This is a genomic window from Eximiradius sp., from assembly GCA_937127445.1.
In the GTDB taxonomy this organism is placed as follows: Bacteria; Bacteroidota; Ignavibacteria; order Kapaibacteriales; family UBA2268; genus JAKIZO01.
In genome coordinates, this window is record CAKZLY010000018.1 from 165,291 (window position 1) to 187,852 (window position 22,562).

A 22,562-nucleotide genomic window follows, 5' to 3' on the forward strand; every position below is an offset into this window, starting at 1 on the left:
TTATTTTGCAATTATTACATTAATTATAGCACCGGGCGAAACCATTTCGTTGGGTTTTGGGTATTGGTCTATGACAGTATTCGGTAAATAAGTTTCGCTGACTTTATATTGCACAGAACCCAAAATAAATCCGGATTCTTCGATGATTAATTTCACTTCATCGAAGCTATAGCCAATTAAAGATGGAATTAATGTTTGATTAATTGGTCCTTTGCTGATAGTAATATTTACCTTGCTACCGAAAGGTACCATTGTGCCTGTTGAAATGGATTGATTGCAAATAGTATCTTTTGGGTAAAAATCATTAAACTCATAATTAATATTCCCGAGTTCCAGACCGCGTTGCATCAAAGCAAGTCTTGCTGAACGAGCGCTTGAACCAATTAAATAAGGTACGGCAACTTTTTCTTGTCCCTTGCTAACAGTAAGTAGAATTGGTCTGGAAGACTTGACAAATATATTCGGTGCTGGTGTTTGAGAAATAATTGTGCCAGATGGGAATTTTTCAGAATAAGCTTCTTTGGTGGTTTTCCAGCTCAATCCAATTTTATCTAATTCAATTTTAGCTTTTTCTAATGGTTTACCAATTAAATAAGGAACTTTGACTTTTTCGCCTGAATTAATCACAGCAGGCATAATCAGATTATCGAAAACCAATAGAAAGAACAGCAGAATTGCTAAGTAAATAGCAAGAATAATAGCATACTTCCTATATTTGTAAAGATTAGCGTTCACCTACATTAACAATCATAGCGTAATTAACAAAAAATTAGAAAACTAATTTAATAATAAATTGTTAATTATTAGAAACAAAAAGGCAAAAATAAAAATAAGGTTGTATTTTATTTTAGTTACAAAAATAAAAGTTTGTTCAAAAACGTTAAGAAAATATTAAAAATTGACTAATAAAAGTATTTTTTTAGGGAAAAACTCATTTTTTTTTTGCTTTATAAAATAATTTTTTCTAAATTTAGCATAGAGTTTAGATTTCAAGTGCTTTTAGCAGATTTCATAAATTACTAACAAAGCAAGGGGGATTATAAACAATAAATTAACTTACTCATTTCAAAAAGATTTATAGCGTTGTTATTAGTTCCATTTTGTTTCTTTTACAGTTTATTACATTTTTTTACTTTTTTCACAAACAAAGGGTAGTGCCTATGCTAAAACTTGCATGCTTTAAGCTACCACGGAAATCATCGAGTATGATTTTCAGAGGTATCTTTTTGACGGTTTTGATTGGAGTACTGTCGCTTTCGTTGCTCAATGAAAGCGCAATAGCTCAATCAAAACGTGCTACTATTAAGGGTATTGTATACGACGCTGAAACAAAAGCTCCACTCCCAAGGGCTTCTGTTTCGATACCTGCATTGCGTGTTGGCGCAGTTACAGATGCAAAGGGTGCATTTTCTTTTGAAGCACCTGCTGGAACACACACAATAGAAGTACGATTTGTCGGCTACGAATCACAAACAACAAAAATCACATTAAAAGAAGGCGAGACAAGAAACCTGGACATTGGCCTGAAGACTCAAAGCATATTAACAAGTCAAATTGTTGTAGTTGGGTTAACAGGTGAAGTAGATAGAAATACACTTGGTAACACAATTGCCTCAGTAAGCGGAAGAGATGTAGCCAATGTTGTTTCACCATCAGCAATCGATGCAATAAGTGGACGAGTACCTGGCGTCTTTGTAACAAGAAACTCGGGAACACCTGGTGCCGGTACTTATATTACTATGAGAGGACGCAAGTCAATTCTTGGTTCATCAGAGCCTCTCTATGTTGTTGATGGTATTGTAATAGATAATACTTCGCTCTATGATGGAAGTGGTACAGTCCAGTTTTCTAACCGTGCAGTAGATATTAACCCGCAAGATATTGAATCCATTGAAATTTTGAAAGGTGCTTCAGCTGCTGCAATTTATGGCTCGCAAGCAGCAAATGGAGTTATTTTGATAACAACAAAGCGCGGGAAATTACAATCAATGGATAAACCTGCGCAAATTATTTACACCAGCTCATATACATTCGACAAACAAGCCGGTGAAGTGCCGCTGCAGAGAGAATATGGTCAGAGAGTAAAATTCCAGGAAGGCAAACCTGGTAGCAACGACTCCTGGGGAGCAAAGTTACCGGACAGTATTAAAACATACGACCATTCATCCGAACCATTTCGAACTGCATTCTCATATGAGCAATCACTTACAATTTCGGGAGGTGTTCCACAGTTTGATTATTTAATTAATGGAACATATGCCAAAAACGAAGGGTATGTTATTGGTTCATTATTAGAAAGAACAAGTGTAAGAGCAAATATTGGGGCACAAATTCTTCCAGGGTTTAATATTAAAACTAGTAATAACTATATTATTACAAACAATGATTTGCCACAAGATGGTTCAAATACATCAGGTATCTTGTTAGGAGCATTGCGTACTCCTCCCGAGTTCAACAATAAGAATTATTTGTACCCTGATGGCACGATGCGTCGATATGGAACTTATGATAATCCAATCTGGACACAACATTTCAACAAATTCAACTCCAAAATCACTCGCTTCTTACACTCAACAGATGCAAAATTGCAAGTTTTCGATTGGATGAGTTTAAATGGTCGAGTAGGATACGATAGATATTATTATCAGAATAACGAAAGGTTAGCTGTTGGAAGTGCTGCCTCAAATAATCGTCAGGGATACATTTCTGACCAGAGAATAGACAATGAAAAAACAAATCTTGATTTTACAGCAAACTTCCAGACTTATTGGCTTGATAATCAATTCTTTACAACATTTGTAACAGGTAGTCAGATTATTTGGGATTATCGTACTGCCAATTTTGGTGATGCAACAAGCACTATTCCATTCTTTGATATGCTTGCAGCTGGAGCAACAAGAGATGCTGGGTCAAACAAATATGAAAAGAAAACGGTCGGTACGTTTGCTCAATTGACAAATACCTGGCTTGAAAAATTATCATTAACGTTGGCTATGCGTCGTGATGGAAGCTCTACATTTGGCGAGTCTGATAAATTCCATTACTATCCAAAAGTTAGTTTCTCATATGTGTTGAGCAATGAAAGCTTCTGGGAAGCATTGAAACCAGCATTTTCAAACGTTCGTTTGCGTGCATCTTGGGGTGAAGCTGGTTCGCCATCACTTCCTGATGTGTATGCAACTAACTTTTTATATGGTGTTGCAGGATTTTTTGACCCATGGGGACGCTCGACAACTGCATCACGTTCGGGATATATTGGTATTAAACCAGGTGGTGGAACAAGTGCTGCATCATATGTCGTGGCAGGTGCAAAAGATATAAAACCAGAATTGACAATTGAACGCGAGTATGGTTTGGATATTACTTTGTTTGATAATTTGTTCAACATTGAAGTTACTTACTACAAGCAAAATGTATTTGATATGATTCTGAATGTCCCAGTTCCTACTTCAACGGGTTACGACCAACAGCTTCGGAATGCTGCTGAGATGTGGAACGAAGGGTTGGAATTCTCACTCAAAGCAAATCCAATTACATCATTTGATTTCAATTGGGTAACTACTTTCAACTATTCACACAACCGTAACAAAGTAACCAAGATGATTATTAGCCCAGTACAAAAACCAACAGATGTAATCACATTAGGTGGCGGATTTGTTGGTATTCAAAACGTAGCAATGGTTGGTCATCCACTGGGTGTATTTTATGGTTATGGATGGTTGCGTGATGTAAACGGCAAAATTGTTTACTCTGGAGAATATATTAAGCTCAACAACGACGGTTCGATAATGCGTGATAAATATGGTCGAGTAACTAAAACAGATGCGAATGATCCGAACGGATTGTTAATGGAAGACGACTATGGAAATCCATATATTAATACTCCAATTCAAGACCCCGATCAAAAAATAATAGGTAATTCCAATCCAAAATTTCAATTTAGTTGGAGGAACGACTTTACAATAATGCAGAATTTAACAGTTGGCTTTTTGTTTGATGCAGCAATCGGGTTGGATGTTTGGAATGGTACTCGTGGTGCATTATATAATTTTGGAACTGCAGGTGATACTAAGGATCGCGATGAGCCTTGGATTAATTTCGATGGTAAACCTGTGTTAGATGTTACAGATCCTAACAATCCAAAGCAAGTTACAAAAACTCCTTTCTACCGTATGTACAGCAATGGATTCTATATTAACGAACCATTCATAGAAGATGCTTCCTATATAAAGCTTAGAGAATTTTCTATAGAATACCGTTGGAATGGCTTAAAGGATTGGAACATACAAACTGTTGCCTTCACTTTCTCTGCTCGTAACTTGTTAACAATTACTGATTACAAAGGCTACGATCCTGAAGTTAACACATTCTCGTTAGCAGAAGGTCGTGGATTTGACTACTTTACATTGCCACAAGTACGCTCCTATCGTTTTGGTATTTCAATAATGTATTAATCGGGGGATAGAATATGAAAAAATCAAATAAAAAAGTATTTAGCCTCTTGATGATGCTTCCATTGTTTGCTTTGATAGCAATAACAATATCGAGTTGCGATATTGATGATAGCATCAATCAATCACCTAATGCGATTAACGAATCAAATGTAAAGACTGCAACAGGAATTAAAGGCTTATTAATTTCGATGCAAGTTGCAGCAGGCGATTTTTATTCAGGCGATCGCTCACGTATTGCTTCGATGTGGTCTCGTCAAATGTGTGCTCCTCCGGGATTGGGACGTCCGCAACCGGTAAGCTGGAATTCATACCAAATGCAAACAGACGGGTTTGTCGATGATATGTGGAAGCTCGGTTATAGAGGTGTTCGTATAGCAAACGACATAATTAATTATTCACCAGAAGTTACTTTTGGTGCTAATAATCAAGCTTTGCAGAACACATTTATTGGGATTGCAAAAGTGTACAAAGCTTTATTCCTTGGTGAACTTGCAGCATTTTATGGTTCTATTCCAGTAGATATTCAAGGATTGCAGGCACCTACCTTTGTATCGCAAGCTCAAGCATATGACAAAGTCCAACAATTACTAACCGAAGCAATAACGCATTTTGCAAATACTGCTGCTGTCCCACAAGACTTGAACTTTGGTGGCGATGGTGCAAAATGGACAAAGGTAGCTCATTCACTCAAAGCTCGCTATTACTTGCATGCAATGAATTATCAAAAAGCAGCCGAAGAAGCAGCATTAGGTATTGATGCACCTAATATTGTGCTTCTTGGAATATATAATGAAGCTGCTGGAGAATACTCTGTCTGGGGACACTGGGCATTGACTGAAGTTGGCGAACCAATTCGTGCGACTCATACTTTTGTACGTGCTCTTCAAGCAGAAGTTGGTGACAAACGTTTGAGTGAATATTTCTCCCCAAATTCTGATGGAAATTTTGTTGGATATGCTTATTTCGACGAACAAGGTATTACTCCAACAAATGATGAGAAAAACATCACCAAACTTGTCTCTTTGAAAAAATATGGTAAATATGCAGACGATTTCCCATTAATTTCTTATCAGGAAACTGTTCTTATCCTTGCTGAAGCACTTGCTCGGACAGGAAGAGAAGGTGAGGCTTTAACTAAGCTAAACATAATCAGAAATGCTGCTGGTTTGGCTGATTTCTCGGGTTCTGGTACAGCGTTAATTGATGAAATATTAAAACAGAAATTTTTGCAGTTGTTCTTAGAAGGACAGGCTTATACTGATATGCGCCGCACTGGTAAGAAACCTGCTGCTAATTTGCCAATGCGATTTATTTATCCAATAACTGAAAAGAACGCAAATCCAAATGTTCCAGCTGATAGCGACGGCTTGGTAATGTGGCAGAAGTAGAATAGTATTTTTATACAAATTGGCTGTCCCTATCATTTGGGACAGCTTTTTTTATTAATATAATATAATAATTATTCATTCTCAAATTATTATAAATCTAATTATATTTTATATAGGAATAAAATCGTGATTGGAGGTATTAAGTTGTTATTGAAGTTTAAAATGATATTTTCTATATTCAATATATTTTTTTATATAAATATTTAATTAAAAGTGTAAAAAATAATTAACATTATAAATTAAGGTATTGATAGATTATGAATATTATAACATTTAATAACTTACTAATCCTAATAATTTCAGTTGTACCCTGTTTATGTTTCGGGGGAAATTATACATCCTATTTGACTGGGAATAATACTGATATAATTACAAAACCTTCAGGCGGAATATGTTTAATGGGAGGATCTCGGGAAGATGATAATGCAATGAGATGGTTTTTACAAAAGGCAAATGGCGGAGATGTTTTAGTGTTGAGGACCTCTGGGGCAGATGGTTATAATTCATATCTATATTCTGAATTAGGCGTTCCAATAAATTCTGTTGAGAGTATTGTTTGTCATAACAAATTAGCAAGTTATGAACCATATATAATTCAAAGAATTCAGCAAGCAGAAGCTATTTGGTTCGCTGGCGGGGACCAATGGACATACATTAGTTATTGGAGAAATACACCAATTGATAGTGTAATTAACTCCGCTATTAAACAGAGAAACATAGTAGTTGGTGGAACAAGTGCAGGAATGGCAATACAAGGTCAGTATTATTTTTCGGCACAAAATGGAACAGTAACATCAGCTCAGGCCCTTTCAGATCCATTTAATAACCGAGTTACTATCGATACATCATCATTTATAAAGCACAATTTATTATATAATACTATTACAGAAACGCATTTCGATAACCCTGATAGGAAAGGAAGACTTGTGGCATTTTTAGCAAGAATAATTACAGATTATGGAGTTTTTGCAAGAGCAATAGCGTGCGATGAATATACAGCTGTTTGCATTGACACGAATGGTATTGCACGCGTTTTTGGGGGGCATCCAAATTATGACGATAATGCATATTTCATCCAATCCAACTGTGAACTGAAAATTAAAACACCAGAAAAATGTTCTGTGGGAAATCCTTTAACTTGGGATTTAGATGGTTTAGCAATTAAAACTTATAAGATTAAAGGAGATGAAAAAGGTAGTGGAACATTTGATTTAAATACCTGGCAATCTGGCACTAATGGCATTTGGTATAAATGGTATGTCTCTGATGGAATATTTTTTGAACAACCTGGAACTGCTATTAATTGTTCACCTTTGTCGATAAAAGATAATTCTAATTTTTCAGAAATCAATATTTTCCCAAATCCAATTGCAGATAAATTAACAATAAAATCAAGTAACTCAACAATTGATGAATACAATATATACATATTCAATAGTCTTGGAAAGAAATTACAAGTAAAGATAATTCAAATGGGTAATGAATACACTCTTGATTTAAGTAATCTCACAAATGGGCATTACTATTTGATAATCGCAAAAAATAATGGCAAAATCTATACAAGAAAAATAATAAAAGACTGATAGTAGCATTTCATATTGGTTTTTAACACATTATAAATAGAAACAAGAAATCTTAACAAAAATTAATTAATTTGAAACAAAAAGCGATTTAATTCGTAAATCATAAGTAGTTCATTTTTTATTAACATTGTGGAGATAACCAGATGAAGATAATTATTAGTCTCAATTCCGTGTTTTTTGCTATAATACTTGTTTTGTTTAGTTTAACGCAGGTTTTTGCGCAAGCTCCCGATATAAAAATAGTTGGTGGAGTGCCTGCAAATATTGAAGATTATCCTTACCAAGTAGCGCTATTTTCGATTGATGAAGAGGGCAACATTAATGAATTTATGTGTGGCGGTTCAATAATTGATAGATATTGGGTGATAACAGCAGCACATTGTGTCCTGCAGAATTCGCACAAAAAACAAAGAATATTAGCAGCATTTTCTAAATTAAGTGAAATGAGTGAAGCAGTAGTTTATGAAATTTCCGATTATATTATCCATCCTGAATATGATATGAACACAGTCGTAAACGATATAGCGTTGTTGCGGTTAGCATATCCAATAGATACAGCAAACCTCAGTAGCAAAATAATAAGATTAGTAACACCTGAAGAAGAGCAATCAGGGCTAATTTCTCCTGGAACAATGGCAACAATAACTGGATGGGGAACAACTCAGTACATGGGCGAACAACCAGACCAATTACAGGTTGGTGTTTTACCAATAATTTCGGTGGAAACGGCGAACCAATGGTTTGCAGAATCTACACAAGGAATGAATACAGTTCTTGAAAGTATGTTACCAGCAGGTTACGAAGAAGGTGGAGTAAGCGGCTGCCACGGCGATAGCGGAGGGCCACTCGCGGTAAAAGACTCTATAAATAATTTCGTTTTAGCAGGCATAACTTCGTGGGGAAACATTTGTGGAGCACCAAAACAACCAGCTGTTTATACTCGCGTGCCTTATTTTTACGATTGGATTATGGACAACTCAAAAATCAATGTTATTTTTGAGCCTACAAACGATAATTTCATCGATCTGGATAAAATATATATAAAAGACAAAGTATATTCTTGCGGAGAAGTCCCACAAATTGGCGAATATTTAGTTGTTAATACGGGAAAAGAGCCATTAGAAAAATTCGACGTAACAATAAAAATCGGAACTGACCCAAATAATATATTAAACTCTATTACTCAAACGATACTGATTGATAATCCATTATTAACAGGTGGAAGTAAAAGATTTCCCATTGAATTGAGTGGAACTATTGAAAATTATGGGATGTACTGGATAGAAGTAACTATTTCAAAACCAAACGGGTATGAAACTGAGCTCGAAAAGTATACAGATAACAAGTATTTTGAGTTAGCAAAACCAAATACACTTACATTATCTCTTGATTTTGGAAATATCTTTTCTGTTGGTTGGGCGATATTAAATGCAGGAACAATGGAACAAATTGAGACAAAAGATTATAATTTTGCTTCATCCGGCAAGAAAGTGGAAGAACAAATATGTCTTGGCGAAGGTAATTATATGTTCTTTATCGGTGGAATGGGTGAATATGATTTTAATTTATCTGTTGATGTAGATGACAAAAAATACGACTTGCTATGGAACGAAGAGCAATCTTTCTTCCATATGACATCGTTCTCTATTCCATTTGAACCAAATTATAATATAACTGTTATGAAGAATGATATGACAGATTATGTAATAGTTTGTGATTTAAATGAAGTTAGCGAAAACTTAAACCTGACTTTGAATAATACCGGGACATTACCGATTAAGAATTTGAAATATAAAATAACTTATGAGAACAGTCAAAGCTCGGAAACCAAAACATTATCGAACACAATTTTCGCTGGTTCGGCTTATCCAATCGAACTAAATCTTGATGAATTATCTGTCGGAAACAACAAAATAAAAGTCGAGATCATTTCGTATGATAATTACGAAGAAGAGATAAACCTCGATGATAATATATTAAATGCAGAATTTCAAGTTGAATTACTTCCAAAATTTGCTACTTTGAGCATACAAACAGATGAAAACTTCTGGGTATATGGTTGGGAAATCAGAAACGAAGAAGGACATATAGTAATGAGTAGAAATGTGGAAAGTCCTTACACAACTGAATATGATTTATGTCTGCCAGAAGGATGTTATTATTTGGTCCCAATTAATAGTTCGGAAGGTGGAGTAAATGTAGATACAGCAGTTGTTATACGAGACTTCGCTGGACAAATAATATTAGTAGTTACAGGTAAAGAATTTATTAATGAAAACCAATTCAAATTCTGTAATGAATTTTCATCAGTCAAAGATGATATAAAAGTTGATAATCTATCGTTATATCCTAATCCAGTTTCAAATTCTATAAATCTGTCATTCGCGACAAGTAACATTTCAAGAGCAGAAGTATCAATTACAAGCACATTAGGTAATGTCCTTTACTTGAATGAAATCCAGACAACTATTGGACAGAACAACAAAACAATTGATACTAGTAGACTGCCTATTGGTGTTTATTCTCTGAATGTCAAAATAAATAACCAAATCTTGAGTAAACAATTCGTTGTAGTCAAATAATATCGATTTGTTAAACAATAAAAACTGCTCTCCAAAATTATAGGAGAGCAGTTTTTTTATAAAAATTTTCATTTTTAAAATATCAATAATGTTCATATATTAAAAAAGATTTTTTTCACAAAAAGGGTAGTATATAAATCAATTTTACGAGGTAACCTAATGGAAACACAAAGAGGACAATGGAGTTCTAAAATTGGTTTTATTTTAGCCGGAGCAGGAGCAGCAATAGGTTTGGGAAATATTTGGCGATTTTCGTATGTAGCCGGTGAAAATGGTGGTGCAGCTTTTGTTCTAACATATTTGATATTTGTAATATTCTTTGGAATACCTTTAATGATTGCAGAAATTGCGATAGGTAGAAAAACACAGAAAAATCCAGTTGGCGCATTTACAAGTATCAGAAGTTCTTCATTCTGGAAGTTCGTTGGTTATTTTGCCATTCTAACAAATCTTGGTATTTTAGCTTTTTATTCAGTGATTGCTGGATGGACATTCGGTTATATTTTCAAAATGTTGAGTGGAGACGCCTTTGGCTATCAGACTTTTATATCTAACCCATTTTTTGAAATTGGTCTGTTTGCATTGTTTTTAATTTTTACTGCCGGAATAGTTTATGGAGGAGTAGAAAAAGGGATAGAGAAGTGGTCTAAAATATTAATGCCACTACTAATACTGATAATGATTTTTCTAATAATATATGCTAATCTTTTAGAAGGTTCATCGAAAGGTTTAGAATTTTATTTGAAACCAGATTTCTCTAAAATTACTCCTAAGGTAATTCTTTCGGCAATTGGGCAAGCAATGTTCTCGTTAAGTCTTGGGATGGGATTAATGATTACCTACGGAAGTTATTTATCGAAAAAAGAAAACATATTTGTCAGCGGGATAACCATCGCAATACTGGATACGACAGTAGCAATTATGGCAGGCTTCATTATTTTCCCTGCTTTATTTGCAATGGGCGGCAATCCTCAGGCTGGACCAGCACTTGTTTTCGAAGTATTGCCAAAATTATTTATGGGAATGGTCGGCGGACAAATAGTTGGTGCATTTTTCTTTGTATTGCTTTCAATAGCAGCGCTGACCTCGACTATTTCTATGTTAGAAGTTCCAGTTTCATTTTTCGTTGATGAGAAGAAAATAAATAGGAAGAGAATTGTGATTTATGCGACAATATTTACATTTTTTATGGGACTGCCGTCGGCATTATCACAAGGAACAGTTGACTTCTTTACAAACTTTGGCTTGTTGCCTAAATCCATTTGTTCAGCAGATTTTTTATCACATATGAATTTTATTTTTGGTGATTTTGCTGTTGTATTAGGAGCATTGTTTGCATCTGTATTTGTTGGATGGATATGGGGCACAAAACCGGCGATTGAGGAAATTTTGCAAGGATCGAAATATTTCAAAAAAATTGCATTTTTATGGAGCTTTTTTATAAAATATATTATTCCAGCTATAATTACTTTGATTTTGCTAAGTTTATTCGGTATTATTTAAACAATTTCCAGAAATCTGGAAAAGATTTATTGACTGAAGCGGGATTGTCTAGAACAATTCCGCTTTTTGAATTAAGGGCAGCAACAGCAAGAGCCATAGCAATTCGATGGTCGTTTCTGGAAGACACCTCTCCCCCAATCATTTGAGAATTCCCATCAATAAGAAAACTATCATCGTCAATAACGATATTTGCGCCAATCTTTGTGAATTCATCCAGCAAAGACAAAATTCTGTTGCTTTCTTTATTCACAAGGCGATGAATACCTTTAATTAAAGATTTCCCTTTTGCATTTATGGCAAGCACTACAAGCGGAGGAACTAAATCGGGATAATCAGTCGCATCAAACTCAAATGGAGGAATAATTGACTTTTCGCAAATTAATTTATATGAGTTTGAATGAATAGAAGAACAATTTAGCCCGATTTTTTTGATAAAGTCAACAAAAATACAGTCGGGTTGAAACGATGTTGGATCTAAGTTCAAAATTTCTACTTTACCAGAGATAAGCCCAGCAACCATTAAAAAAGCTGCGGCACTCCAATCACCTTTAATAGTGATTTCATTATTAGAAATAATAGGATTATTTGCAAGATAGAATGCATTCCCCGAATAATTATAAATTATTCCAATTTTTTCAAGCATATTTAAGGTAAGAGCCACATATCCTTTGCTGACAATATGAGGACATTGAATAGTAAAATTATTTTCAGCAAAGGCATTTCCAATCAGCAGACCGGAAAGCAATTGAGAAGATTGAGAAGCGTCCAGCTCAATTGGATTTTGTATATCGCTTTTGGAGAGAGTTAATGGTAGAAATGGAGAATTTCCTTCAAATTTTATGTTATTACGCACGAAAAAATCGAAAATATCAGAAAGATTACGAGTAACAAGGGACCCGGAAGCAGTAATTTTAGTGTTCCAGCCCATTACTGCCGATATTGCCACAAGACTTCGGGCAAGAAAAGCCGATTCGCCACAATGGAAATGAAAGTTATTTTTTCTTTTGATTTTTTCAACAAGTAACTTATTGTTGTTACAAGTGCAGTTTGAATACTCTTTTAAAATATTAACTGCCGCGGTAGCATCTTCTGAATTTGGTGTATTTTCTATAGTAAATTTGTTATTCAACAAAGCAATTAAGCAAGCTCGCAGGAACTCGCTCTTTGAAAATGGTGCAGCAATTTGTTTGTCGATGGTTTGAGGATTAATCTGCATTTAAGTAATTACATAATTCGTTTTTCAATACCTGGAAAGCAGTATCAAATTTAGCAAAAGAATAAATTAAATCTGAGCATTTAAAATAATTATCAAGTCTTCGGTTGAAAATACTAAGAAACTCCTCGTAATTAGCGTGTTTTAAAATTGGACGATTATCGGTTTTAACATCGTTCCAGATATGCTCAGGTTTTCGGGCAAGGAACACAACAAAGGAGTGAGATTTAAGCATTTCAATATTTTCATTGAAGATGCAAGAACCGCCACCAGTATCGATAATCGAATTTTTGAGTGAACTAATTTGCTTTATCACATTTGCTTCAATTTTTCTGAATTCAGATTCGCCTTGCTCTTCGAATATTTTCGCAATAGATTTACCGGCATATTTTTCAATAAATTCATCGACTGAGAAATAATCCATATTAAGTTCACGGGCAAGAGAGCGAGCAAATTCAGTTTTACCGACGCTCGTCATACCAATTAGAGAAAAGTTACTTTTTTTGCTTTTCTTTTGTCTTAAAAGTTCAGAGATATTTTCATCTTCAAAAAGAACGTTTTTTGAATGAAAAATATCATCTGCGAAATGATTGAAAGCATAAAATGCTTGATTTTTAAGTATTTCGAAGCCATCAATCAAGTATTGGTAATTAGGAAAAAGCTTGCAGAGTTGATTTTTCATATAGTTAAAATCGAATAATATTTTAGCGTTTGTCAATTTTGAGTAGTGTTTGAAAAAAGACAAATCAGAAGCAGTATTGGTTATCAGGTCGTAACTCTCTTTTACTGTATCTTCGTTAATAACACGAACATTATCATAAAAGCTGCTGATAATATTAACATTTTCTCTTGTTCTATTGATAATGTCGATTTGTTTATTTAGTTTTTTTAAAATATCAACAACGGTTATTGCTGTGCTACCGGCTCCAATAACAAGGATATCAGAGAGCGAATCGACTTTGATTTTATGAAGTACATCGTAAGTAGCTTTGTAATCAGTGTTATATCCAAAAATCTGTTCCTTGAAAATTAGTGTGTTACAAGTTTCGGTAATTTTTGAAATTTCGTCAGGGTAATCAACCCAACCATAGACAAGTTGTTTGTAAGGCATAGTTACATTAACTGCATCCAGCTTAAGCAAATGAAAAGTATCTAGTCCATTTTTAATATCAGTAACAAGCAATCTTGAATAGTAAGCATCTAAATTATTTATTTTGAATAAATAGTTATAAATTATAGGGCTTGCACTATTAATTATAGGATTACCAATAACAGCGAATTTTTTCATATCACACCTCTTGAATCTCGTCAAGCGAAAATTGCCCTTCGGCAGTTTCGCCAAATGAAGAATGGGCTACATACATCAATGGAGAACCTTTTTTGATTGCTTCCAAACGGGTAAATTTTAGTTCTTTTCCCATCCCAAAAAGCAGTAATCTATGACTTGGAAAAATATCGTATAAACTTAATACTTGATTAATATCCAGTGAGTTCTCATCATTAAACACAAGTTTTACATAATTAGGACTGAAACTCAACATTTTTTTTATCAAAAGTTGGATATCTTCAACACTAATTTTTTCTTCTGACAAATGATATGAAACAATTGTTTTGACGTTATACATTACTGAATAGTTTATTAATTCAGAAAGATTACTTTCAAATTTTAGAAAATCAATGTCTATATATTTGGGCGACAGTTCAATGATTTTTTTTATTTCATTATAGATAATATTTATTTTTGGTGCAATAATACAATTATAATTGTATATCATATTCTTAATATCATTAAGCGAATATGGGATATCGAGCCTATATTCAATAAAGCTTCCTTTTGGAATATTATTTTCTATTTTTGTAATAGAGTGTTTATTCGAGATGCTAACACAGTATGTTATTTTTTGTTCAGGCATGATAATTTCAAATACCTTTTAAATAATTAATTACTTTTTCAGCAGCAAGCTTGCCGCTTAGGGCAGCGCTTTCGACAGTTGCAGGCAAAGAAGTATCTACCCAGTCGCCGCAAAGAAACAGATTGTCATAATCAGTATCAATTGGTAATCTTTTTCTCGAATTGTTAATATCTATTGAAATTGTTGCTTTTTTATCGAAGATTATCTTTGAATGAATAATGCCTGTTGAATTTCTAATAAGTCCAAGATAAATTAGTTCGTCAGTAATTATTTTTGCAATCTCATAATGGCTCATTTTATACATTTCTAAAGCATTACTAATAGTTACTGTGTAGAGATAATACTTGGGATTGTGTAAATTTGATATTTTAGATAAGTTGAAAAGCCAATGAGATTTAGTTCCAAGCAAAGCATTTATCTCATCACAATCAATTTTTTTTCTTGACCAAAAATAAAACGATAGAATTGGAGAAAAATCGAAATTTTTTTTAAAATCATCACAAATTCCGCTATTGCTGAACACTCGGGCTAACCTATCGAAAGGAAGAGCAAGAATGAACGCATCAGCATAATAAATATTTCCTGCTTTATCATAACAACTTGCAATTTTATTATTTATGACAGATAATTTGTTAATCTCAGTATTTTTTACAACTTCAGAATTATAAGATTTTAAAATAGTATCGATGTGCTCAAACAAATTGCTTAAAGGAACAGTAGAAAAAAATATTTTAGCATTGTGGACACTTTTGAACATAATTTTTATTACTTCTGTGAAAACACTTGCTGGCGATTTTTCGACAGATTGATTCAATGTGGCTAAAATTAAAGGTTCCCAAAAATATTTAACGGCTAAATCAGTTTGCGCATTTTGCTTTAAGAAATCGTGGCAACTAATTTCAGAAGGCAATTGAATGTTTTTTATTTTTAGAATAAGTTTAACAATAGAAATTTTCGACTTGAAGTCAAGCATTCGGAAATTAAACAATGCAATCGCTAATGGTAATTTCCCACCAGACAAGCGAGTCGATAATTTCGTGGAACCTTTATTATCGAAATAGTTAATTCCGAAATGAGGTTGTTTTTTTATATAGTTAATAGTATTTAAGTTTCGCAACAAATCAAAAAAATTTTCATAAGCACCAATAAATATATGCTGTCCGTTGTCAATTATGTCCCCTGTTGAATTATCTGTGAAAGAGAAACATCTACCACCAATATTTTTCTTTGTTTCAAATAATTGAACTTCAATTCCAGCTTTTGCAAGCTGTATGGCAGCATTGATACCAGCAATCCCAGCACCGACGATGATTACTTTTCTTTTCATAAAAATTGGTATAAACTTTGTTATAAAAATAGTGATTTTTGAATTAAATGGAAAGTAGTAATGAAAAAAGTATTATTCGTAATATTGCATATATTGCTATTTATTTGTATTTATAGCAAATTATATACACAGGATAATTGGTTCGCGGGAATAGAAGAAGAAGAAATAGTAGAGCAACATAATTATAACCATCACTTAGGTTTATTTTTAGGAGCTTCCTCGAGTCTAAGCAAGGGCAAAATAAGCTTCTCTCCGGGAATCGACTATATTTATTATTTCAATAATGCTGAACCAATAATTGGAGTAGGAGGATATATAGAAGGTGCATTCGGCAAGCATACAGAGGCAATTTTCGGAGGTATGCTAAGCATCAAGCCGTGGCAGGAAGTTCAATTTCACATGGCTCCATCAATTATTTATAGAGATTTGCATACAAATATTATTGATGAAGTTCATTCAACAAGCAAAGTGAAATTTTTGTTGAGGTTTGGTGGGAATTACTCAATTCACATAGAAAATTTCTCAATTTCGCCTACTATTAATGCAGATATTGTTGGCAGCAAAGTTGGATTAGTATATGGGATTGGATTTGGTGTTGGGATATAAAAAAACGCCTTGAAAAACAATCAAGGCGTTTTTTTATCGAAAAAGTTTAATTAGGCATTTGCTTCTGCGCTGATTTGAACACCACGAGGTACTTTGCAAACAACAATAATAGTGTCGCCTGGAACGACAAATTCAATTCCTTCCAAAGACAAATCACGAATATGAAGTGATTTTCCTAAGTCAAGATTAGTTACATCAACTTCGAGAGCATCTACTAAGTACTGCGGCAAGCATTTAATAGTAACTTTATGTAAGGATTGTTGTAATTTGCCACCTTTACGAACACCAACGGACTGACCTTTGACAACAACAGGAACTTCGACAGTAAGTTTTCTTTCCGTATTAAGTCCAAGAAGATCGAAATGAAGAATTTGGTCGGTAACAGGATGGAATTTTACATCTTTAAGAACGCAGTCTTTTGCTTGCTCTTCGCCCTCAATTTGAAGTTTAATCAATTTAGTCGATGAAGTATAAACAATATTGCGAAGTGAGAGAAAATCAGTAGCAACAGGAATGCCTGGTTCTCCATTGATATAATAAACGCCAGGAATAAGACCTTCTTTGCGGATTTTATTAAGGCTTTGCTTCCCAACTTCTCTTTTTTTAACTTTAAGAACAACTTCTTTCATAATGAACCTCATTTATAAAACTTATCTTTCAATTTCAAACAGTGAGCTAATGGAACGGTTGTCGTGAGTTCTAATGATAGCTTCGGCAAGCAGTTCAGCAACAGATACTATTTCAATTTTATCAGAATGTCGTTTGAGCGGAATAGTATCTGTAACTAACACTTTCGAAACAGCGTTTGATGCATCAATTTTATCCAAAGCATTACCTGAAAGAACAGGATGGACGCAGACGCCAATAATATGTAGCGCACCTTTATCCATAAGAGCTTCTGCACAGTTGACAAAAGTGGTGCCAGTATCAATCATATCATCAACAATCACAACATTTTTATCTTTGACATCACCAATAATGTGCATAATCTCAGCAACATTATGCTGAGGACGTCTTTTATCCACAAGGACCAAATCGCCACCGAAACGTTTTGCATAGGAACGAGCAGTTTTTGCACCACCAACATCAGGAGCAGCGAAAGTAACATTTTCGAGCCCGATTTTTTTGAGCTGACGAATAAGAACAGGCGAAGCATAAAGATGGTCCATTGGAATATCGAAAAAGCCCTGTATTTGCGAAGAATGCAGGTCAATAGTGATTATCCTATCTGCACCAGCACGTTCGAGCAAGTTTGCAATAAGCTTAGCAGTCAAAGCGACACGGGGCTGGTCTTTTCTATCTTGTCGCGCATATCCGAAATAAGGAATAACAGCAGTAACGCGTTTAGCGGAAGCACGTTTAGCTGCATCGATTAACATTAGAAGTTCGAGAACATTATCGGCTGGGGCGAAAGTAGATTGAATAATAAAAAGATCTACACCACGGACGTTATCGTTGAATTTAACCCAGATTTCGCCGTCGCTAAAATTACGCACAAGAGTTTCAGAGAGCTCCAATCCGAGATGGTTTGCAACTTTATCAGCTAACAACTTGTTAGAACGTCCCGATGCTATTTTAAAATCGTGCATAAAACACAGTTTAAATTAAAAATGCTGGGACGGCAGGATTCGAACCTACGAATGCCGGAACCAAAATCCGGTGCCTTACCGCTTGGCGACGTCCCAGTCATACATCAAGTTAGGAATACAAAATTATCGTTTTTTTTTATTTTATGCAAATAAAAATTTCACACAAATTATCAATAAACGATTTCATCAAAAAAGCCTTGCGACAGTCAAGGCTTCTCTGTGACCCCGGCGCGACTCGAACGCGCGACCCTTTGATTAAAAGTCAAATGCTCTACCGCCTGAGCTACGGGGTCATTTTTTCTATTTTATTGTTGCTCACAATAAAATAGAATACAAAATTAAAGAATAAATATAAAATAGCAAAACATTTTTTTATTTTTGATAGAAATAATATTTTTCGTTTTGAGCATATAGATGATTTTGCTCTAAAAAATCAACTACTTGCTTGAAAATTCCTTTTTCGTCGAGACCGATTTCTTCTAATAATTCTTCCTGAGTTCCGTGCTCAATAAATTTATCTTCTATTCCCAGCACCAGAATATTGGGTTTTAAGCCAATACTGTTAGCAAATTCAAGTATAGCAGAACCAAAACCACCGATTTTTTGTCCTTCTTCCACTGTAACAACATATTCAAATCTGCTGAAAACATCTTTTAGCATATCTTCGTCGAGAGGTTTAGCAAAGCGAGCATTTATTACGGTTGCAGAAATTTCTTGTTTTTCAAGCATTTCAGCAACTTTAATTGAATATCCTACCATTTTCCCAAACGCGATAATTGCTAAATGGTTCCCAATTTTTAATGTTTCAGATTTACCGAGCGGAATATGTTTCATTGAAGTAATCGGGACACCTTGTGCAAACCCACGTGGATAACGGATGGCAATTGGAGCATTAGGATAGTGGTAAACAGACGAAAAAAGCAAATCGCGAAGTTCTTGTTCATCTTTTGGAGCAGCAATAATTTGATTAGGGATTGTTCGCAAGTAAGAAATATCAAACACACCGTGATGAGTTGGTCCATCAGCACCGACAAGACCAGCTCTATCGATAGCAAAAATAACTTTCAAATTTTGGAGAGCAACATCGTGAATAATATTGTCGTAAGCACGTTGCAAGAAAGAAGAATATATAGCGACAACTGGAAGAACGCCTTGTATAGCCAATCCCGCAGCAAAAGTAACTGCGTGCCCTTCGGCAATACCCACGTCAATAACACGTTCGGGCATAACATCTTTGAGTTTGTCAAGACCAGTTCCTTCGCACATTGCAGCAGTTATGGCAATAATATTATCGTTTTGCTGACACAGTTCAACAATAGCGTCGCCAAAGACATCCTGGTAAAGTGGAATATTTGGCTTTTCAGAAAGGGATTTTCCTGTTTCTTTGTCTATTTTGCCGATAGCGTGCAAATTATGAATATCACATTCTGCGGGACCATATCCTTTTCCTTTTTGTGTCATAACGTGTAGAAATATAGGGCCTTTAAGGTCCTTAATTAATCTCAGTATTTTTACCAATTTAATAACATTATGACCATTGAATGGACCAAAGTAAGTAAAACCGAATGCTTCGAACAAAGCGCCCGGAGTAATGATAGCTTTCATACCTTCTTCGATACGTCCAGCCAATTTACGAAGCCTATCACCGAAGGTATCGAGTTTTCCTGCCAAATCCCAAACATTTTTACGAATAGATTGAACAGTAGAAGAAGCAAAAATTTCATTAAAATAATTAGAAAATGCCGAAACATTAGCATCAATAGACATATTATTATCATTGAGAATGACAATAATATCTCTTTTTTGGACGCCAGCATTATTCATTGCTTCAAATGCAAGTCCGCCAGTCATAGAGCCATCACCGATGACAGCAGTAACTTTGAAATTATCACCCTTTAAATCGCGAGCAGTTGCCATTCCTAATGCAGCAGAGATACTTGTGCTTGCATGACCAACACCGAAAGCATCATATTCAGACTCAGATGGTTTCAAAAAACCCGAGAGACCACCTTTTTGGCGAATTGTGTGAAGAGCATCTCTACGACCAGTGAGAATTTTATGCGGATAGCCCTGATGACCAACATCAAAAACAATTTTGTCCGATGGGGTATCAAAAACGTAATGAAGTGCAACCGTGAGTTCCACAACTCCAAGGCCAGCACCGAAATGCCCGCCAGTTTTGGTAATGGTATCTATCATAAAATCACGAACTTCATCGCATACCGTTGGAAGTTCTTCCAACGGTATCTTTTTGAGATCCACTGGTGAATTTATTTTCAATAGATATTTATAATCTTTCATTTTTCTTAAACAAACTTTAACAAAACTTTAAATATGACGATTAATTAAAAAGTTAGTTTTAATTTATTCTAAAATAGTGCATTCAACATCAGTAACACCATCCTGCAGCATATCAAGTTGGCGAGCGGCTTCGTAAGATAAGTCTATAATTCTGCCTTCAACAAAAGGACCTCTGTCGTTTATAATTACTACAATTGAGCGATTATTCTTTAAATTCTTGACTTTTAGTTTAGTTCCAAATGGCAAGGAACGATGAGCTGCAGTCAGCTTATTTTGGTCAAAAACTTCACCGCTTGCAGTAGAGCGACCGTGGAATTTATCTGCGTAGTATGATGCTTTTCCTCTGAAAGTGTAACCACTTTGAAATTCTTCGCTTTTCGTATTAGAGGAAGAATTAATTTGAGAATTGTTATTGCTATAATTGTTGTTATCTGTGAATCGAACAGTCGAGGCACACGAGACAAGTAAAATTGAGGTAGCAATAAACAATAATAATAATTTCATACAAATTCGTTTGTGGTTTTAAAATACATACAAATTTAAACGATATTCTATTGTTAAAAAATACTTTTGAATTATTTATGATATTTTTATAAATTAAATTTAATTATTAATCAACTTTAATCGCAATAAAATTATCAATAACGAGGGGAGAGAATGGCAGATCAAGCACAGAGGATAGTTTTTTTATTAAAAAAACTTCAGATGGGAAATAAATACACGACTTCAGAAGCGTATGAAATGATTTGCAAGGAATTTGGACCGCATTCGTTAAGGACGGTGCAACGAGATATGTTGCTTCTGCAAAAATGCGAGCCAACAATCAATGCAACACGTGTTGGGAAAGAGCATTTGTGGTTTATCCCAAAGGAAATTCGTAAAGCCGAAGCAATGATGAGAATTGATAATAATGAGATACTATCGTTTTATATTTTGAAAGCGCATTTAAAAACATTTAGCGGGACGGTAATTGAAGATGACATTAATAGGTTAATTAATAAGTTGGAAAAATTTGCTCCCGAAGAGATATATGCGCCAGAAAGTTTGTTTTGGGACCAAAATATTGGATATTTTGATTACTCAAAGTATAATGAGAGATTAAAAGAAATAATTGATGCAATTGTTAATAAAAAATGGGTAAATATTGATTATAATACGTCAAGCAAAGGCATAATAAACAAGATATTGATTAATTTGCGGTGCCTATTTACATACAGTGGGGCATTATATGCGGTGGCATTTGTTCCAAAACACGACTCACATATAGCACTTGCAATACACAACATATTAGAAATAGAGGAAGTTCCAAACTTTAAGAAGAAATTGCATGAATTCAGTTTCAAGGAATGGACGAAAAATAGATTTGGTGTGTTTTATGGCGAGCCAAAACGAATTGTTTTAACGATTAAACCAGAGTTTAAGCACTATTTTATGAACAGGAAATGGCACCAATCTCAAAATTTAATTGAAGAAGAAGATGGAAGTTTAACAATGGAACTGAAAGTTCCAATTGGACCTGATTTTATTAGTTGGGTGATGAGTTGGAGCTCAGCAATAATCATCAAAAAGCCCAAAGAATTAAGAAAAGCAATAATTGAAAAACTTGAAAAAGCTTTGATAGATTATGAATATAAAGAAATAGAAGGAAATGAATAATGAAAGTAAAAGAAATTATCGAATTTGCGATCGACAAAGAAATTGAAGCAATTGAGTTTTATAAAAAGCTCCAAAATATCGCAAAGCTCCAATCGAGCAAAGCATTTTTGAAAGAGTTAGAAGAAATGGAAGTATCTCATAAAAACATTCTTCAAAATTATTTGGATAATCCAGCGGGAATTAGCTTGATTGAGCAACCTACAAATTTGCAGATAAGTGATTATATGGATGATGTGGAAGCTGAAAGCGATATAACATTCCAGCAAATACTAATTATTGCGATGAAAAGAGAAGAACGGGCAATGAGTTTGTACCAGAAATTAGCAGAGCAAGTCGAAGGCGATACTCGAAATGTGTTTATTCGTTTGTCGCAAGAGGAAGCAAAGCATAAACTTCAACTTGAAACTATTTATGATGAAGAAATTTTAAAAGAAAATTAGAATAAAC

At 34.4% G+C, this 22,562-nt stretch carries 17 protein-coding genes and 2 tRNA genes; 8 read left to right on the forward strand and 11 right to left on the reverse strand.

The genetic code is table 11. From position 1 onward, the window contains the following. Positions 1-735, reverse strand: a complete 735-nt coding sequence (locus tag AC6QZF_RS06160; protein ID WP_499799004.1) for a PASTA domain-containing protein — start codon at positions 733-735, stop codon at positions 1-3. A 425-nt stretch (positions 736-1,160) separates the two neighbouring features. Here AC6QZF_RS06160 and AC6QZF_RS06165 point away from each other — a divergent pair, with 425 nt between their 5' ends. From AC6QZF_RS06165 to AC6QZF_RS06185, 5 genes are all read left to right on the forward strand, one after another. After that, positions 1,161-4,454, forward strand: coding sequence for a SusC/RagA family TonB-linked outer membrane protein (locus tag AC6QZF_RS06165; RefSeq protein ID WP_499799005.1), 3,294 nt, complete (start codon positions 1,161-1,163; stop codon positions 4,452-4,454). A 14-nt stretch (positions 4,455-4,468) separates the two neighbouring features. Next, positions 4,469-5,842 carry a RagB/SusD family nutrient uptake outer membrane protein gene (locus tag AC6QZF_RS06170; RefSeq protein WP_499799006.1) on the forward strand — a complete coding sequence of 458 codons (1,374 nt, stop codon included), beginning with the start codon at positions 4,469-4,471 and terminating at the stop codon, positions 5,840-5,842. Between the two features lie 398 nt (positions 5,843-6,240). Beyond that, positions 6,241-7,425, forward strand: a complete 1,185-nt coding sequence (locus AC6QZF_RS06175) for a T9SS type A sorting domain-containing protein (RefSeq protein ID WP_499799007.1) — start codon at positions 6,241-6,243, stop codon at positions 7,423-7,425. 143 nt (positions 7,426-7,568) lie between these two features. Next, positions 7,569-10,007 carry a trypsin-like serine protease gene (locus AC6QZF_RS06180; protein WP_499799008.1) on the forward strand — a complete coding sequence of 813 codons (2,439 nt, stop codon included), beginning with the start codon at positions 7,569-7,571 and terminating at the stop codon, positions 10,005-10,007. Between the two features lie 159 nt (positions 10,008-10,166). Beyond that, positions 10,167-11,510, forward strand: a complete 1,344-nt coding sequence (locus AC6QZF_RS06185) for a sodium-dependent transporter (RefSeq protein ID WP_499799009.1) — start codon at positions 10,167-10,169, stop codon at positions 11,508-11,510. Here the strand turns inward: AC6QZF_RS06185 and AC6QZF_RS06190 are convergent. Genes AC6QZF_RS06190 through AC6QZF_RS06205 form a run of 4 tightly spaced genes read right to left on the reverse strand, consistent with a single transcriptional unit; the run spans position 11,503 to position 15,963 of the window. After that, positions 11,503-12,726 (reverse strand): 3-phosphoshikimate 1-carboxyvinyltransferase, encoded by a 1,224-nt coding sequence (locus tag AC6QZF_RS06190; RefSeq protein ID WP_499799010.1) that lies wholly within the window; start codon positions 12,724-12,726, stop codon positions 11,503-11,505. The two genes, AC6QZF_RS06185 and AC6QZF_RS06190, sit on opposite strands and share 8 nt — an antisense overlap. Continuing rightward, positions 12,716-14,011: a shikimate kinase gene (locus AC6QZF_RS06195; RefSeq protein ID WP_499799011.1), complete on the reverse strand. Its 1,296-nt coding sequence runs from the start codon at positions 14,009-14,011 to the stop codon at positions 12,716-12,718. The genes AC6QZF_RS06190 and AC6QZF_RS06195 overlap by 11 nt, the downstream gene beginning before the upstream one ends. A gap of 1 nt (position 14,012) precedes the next feature. Continuing rightward, positions 14,013-14,636 (reverse strand): type I 3-dehydroquinate dehydratase, encoded by a 624-nt coding sequence (locus tag AC6QZF_RS06200; RefSeq protein ID WP_499799012.1) that lies wholly within the window; start codon positions 14,634-14,636, stop codon positions 14,013-14,015. A 7-nt stretch (positions 14,637-14,643) separates the two neighbouring features. Beyond that, on the reverse strand, positions 14,644-15,963 hold the full coding sequence (locus tag AC6QZF_RS06205) for a hydroxysqualene dehydroxylase (protein ID WP_499799013.1): 1,320 nt from the start codon (positions 15,961-15,963) through the stop codon (positions 14,644-14,646). Between the two features lie 60 nt (positions 15,964-16,023). Here AC6QZF_RS06205 and AC6QZF_RS06210 point away from each other — a divergent pair, with 60 nt between their 5' ends. Beyond that, positions 16,024-16,569 carry a hypothetical protein gene (locus AC6QZF_RS06210; RefSeq protein ID WP_499799014.1) on the forward strand — a complete coding sequence of 182 codons (546 nt, stop codon included), beginning with the start codon at positions 16,024-16,026 and terminating at the stop codon, positions 16,567-16,569. A gap of 50 nt (positions 16,570-16,619) precedes the next feature. Here AC6QZF_RS06210 and AC6QZF_RS06215 read toward each other — a convergent pair whose 3' ends face one another. From AC6QZF_RS06215 to AC6QZF_RS06240, 6 genes are all read right to left on the reverse strand, one after another. Next, positions 16,620-17,198: a 50S ribosomal protein L25 gene (locus AC6QZF_RS06215; protein WP_499799015.1), complete on the reverse strand. Its 579-nt coding sequence runs from the start codon at positions 17,196-17,198 to the stop codon at positions 16,620-16,622. A gap of 21 nt (positions 17,199-17,219) precedes the next feature. Continuing rightward, positions 17,220-18,158, reverse strand: coding sequence for a ribose-phosphate diphosphokinase (locus AC6QZF_RS06220; RefSeq protein ID WP_499799016.1), 939 nt, complete (start codon positions 18,156-18,158; stop codon positions 17,220-17,222). Between the two features lie 24 nt (positions 18,159-18,182). Then, positions 18,183-18,254, reverse strand: a tRNA-Gln gene (locus AC6QZF_RS06225). A 124-nt stretch (positions 18,255-18,378) separates the two neighbouring features. Beyond that, positions 18,379-18,451: transfer RNA gene (locus AC6QZF_RS06230), tRNA-Lys, on the reverse strand. Positions 18,452-18,530: 79 nt separating this feature from the next. Continuing rightward, the gene (gene dxs / locus AC6QZF_RS06235) at positions 18,531-20,459 is read right to left on the reverse strand and encodes a 1-deoxy-D-xylulose-5-phosphate synthase (RefSeq protein ID WP_499799017.1); all 1,929 of its coding nucleotides are present in this window, start codon (positions 20,457-20,459) and stop codon (positions 18,531-18,533) included. A gap of 63 nt (positions 20,460-20,522) precedes the next feature. Then, complete coding sequence (locus AC6QZF_RS06240) at positions 20,523-20,963, reverse strand: septal ring lytic transglycosylase RlpA family protein (RefSeq protein ID WP_499799018.1); 441 nt, start codon at positions 20,961-20,963, stop codon at positions 20,523-20,525. Between the two features lie 153 nt (positions 20,964-21,116). Between AC6QZF_RS06240 and AC6QZF_RS06245 the strand changes: the two genes are divergently transcribed. Continuing rightward, entirely contained in the window at positions 21,117-22,115 is a 999-nt protein-coding gene (locus tag AC6QZF_RS06245) for a helix-turn-helix transcriptional regulator (RefSeq protein WP_499799019.1), read from the forward strand. Next, positions 22,115-22,555, forward strand: a complete 441-nt coding sequence (locus AC6QZF_RS06250) for a ferritin family protein (RefSeq protein ID WP_499799020.1) — start codon at positions 22,115-22,117, stop codon at positions 22,553-22,555. Before AC6QZF_RS06245 ends, AC6QZF_RS06250 begins: the two co-directional genes overlap by 1 nt. The last annotated feature ends 7 nt before the right edge of the window (positions 22,556-22,562 follow it).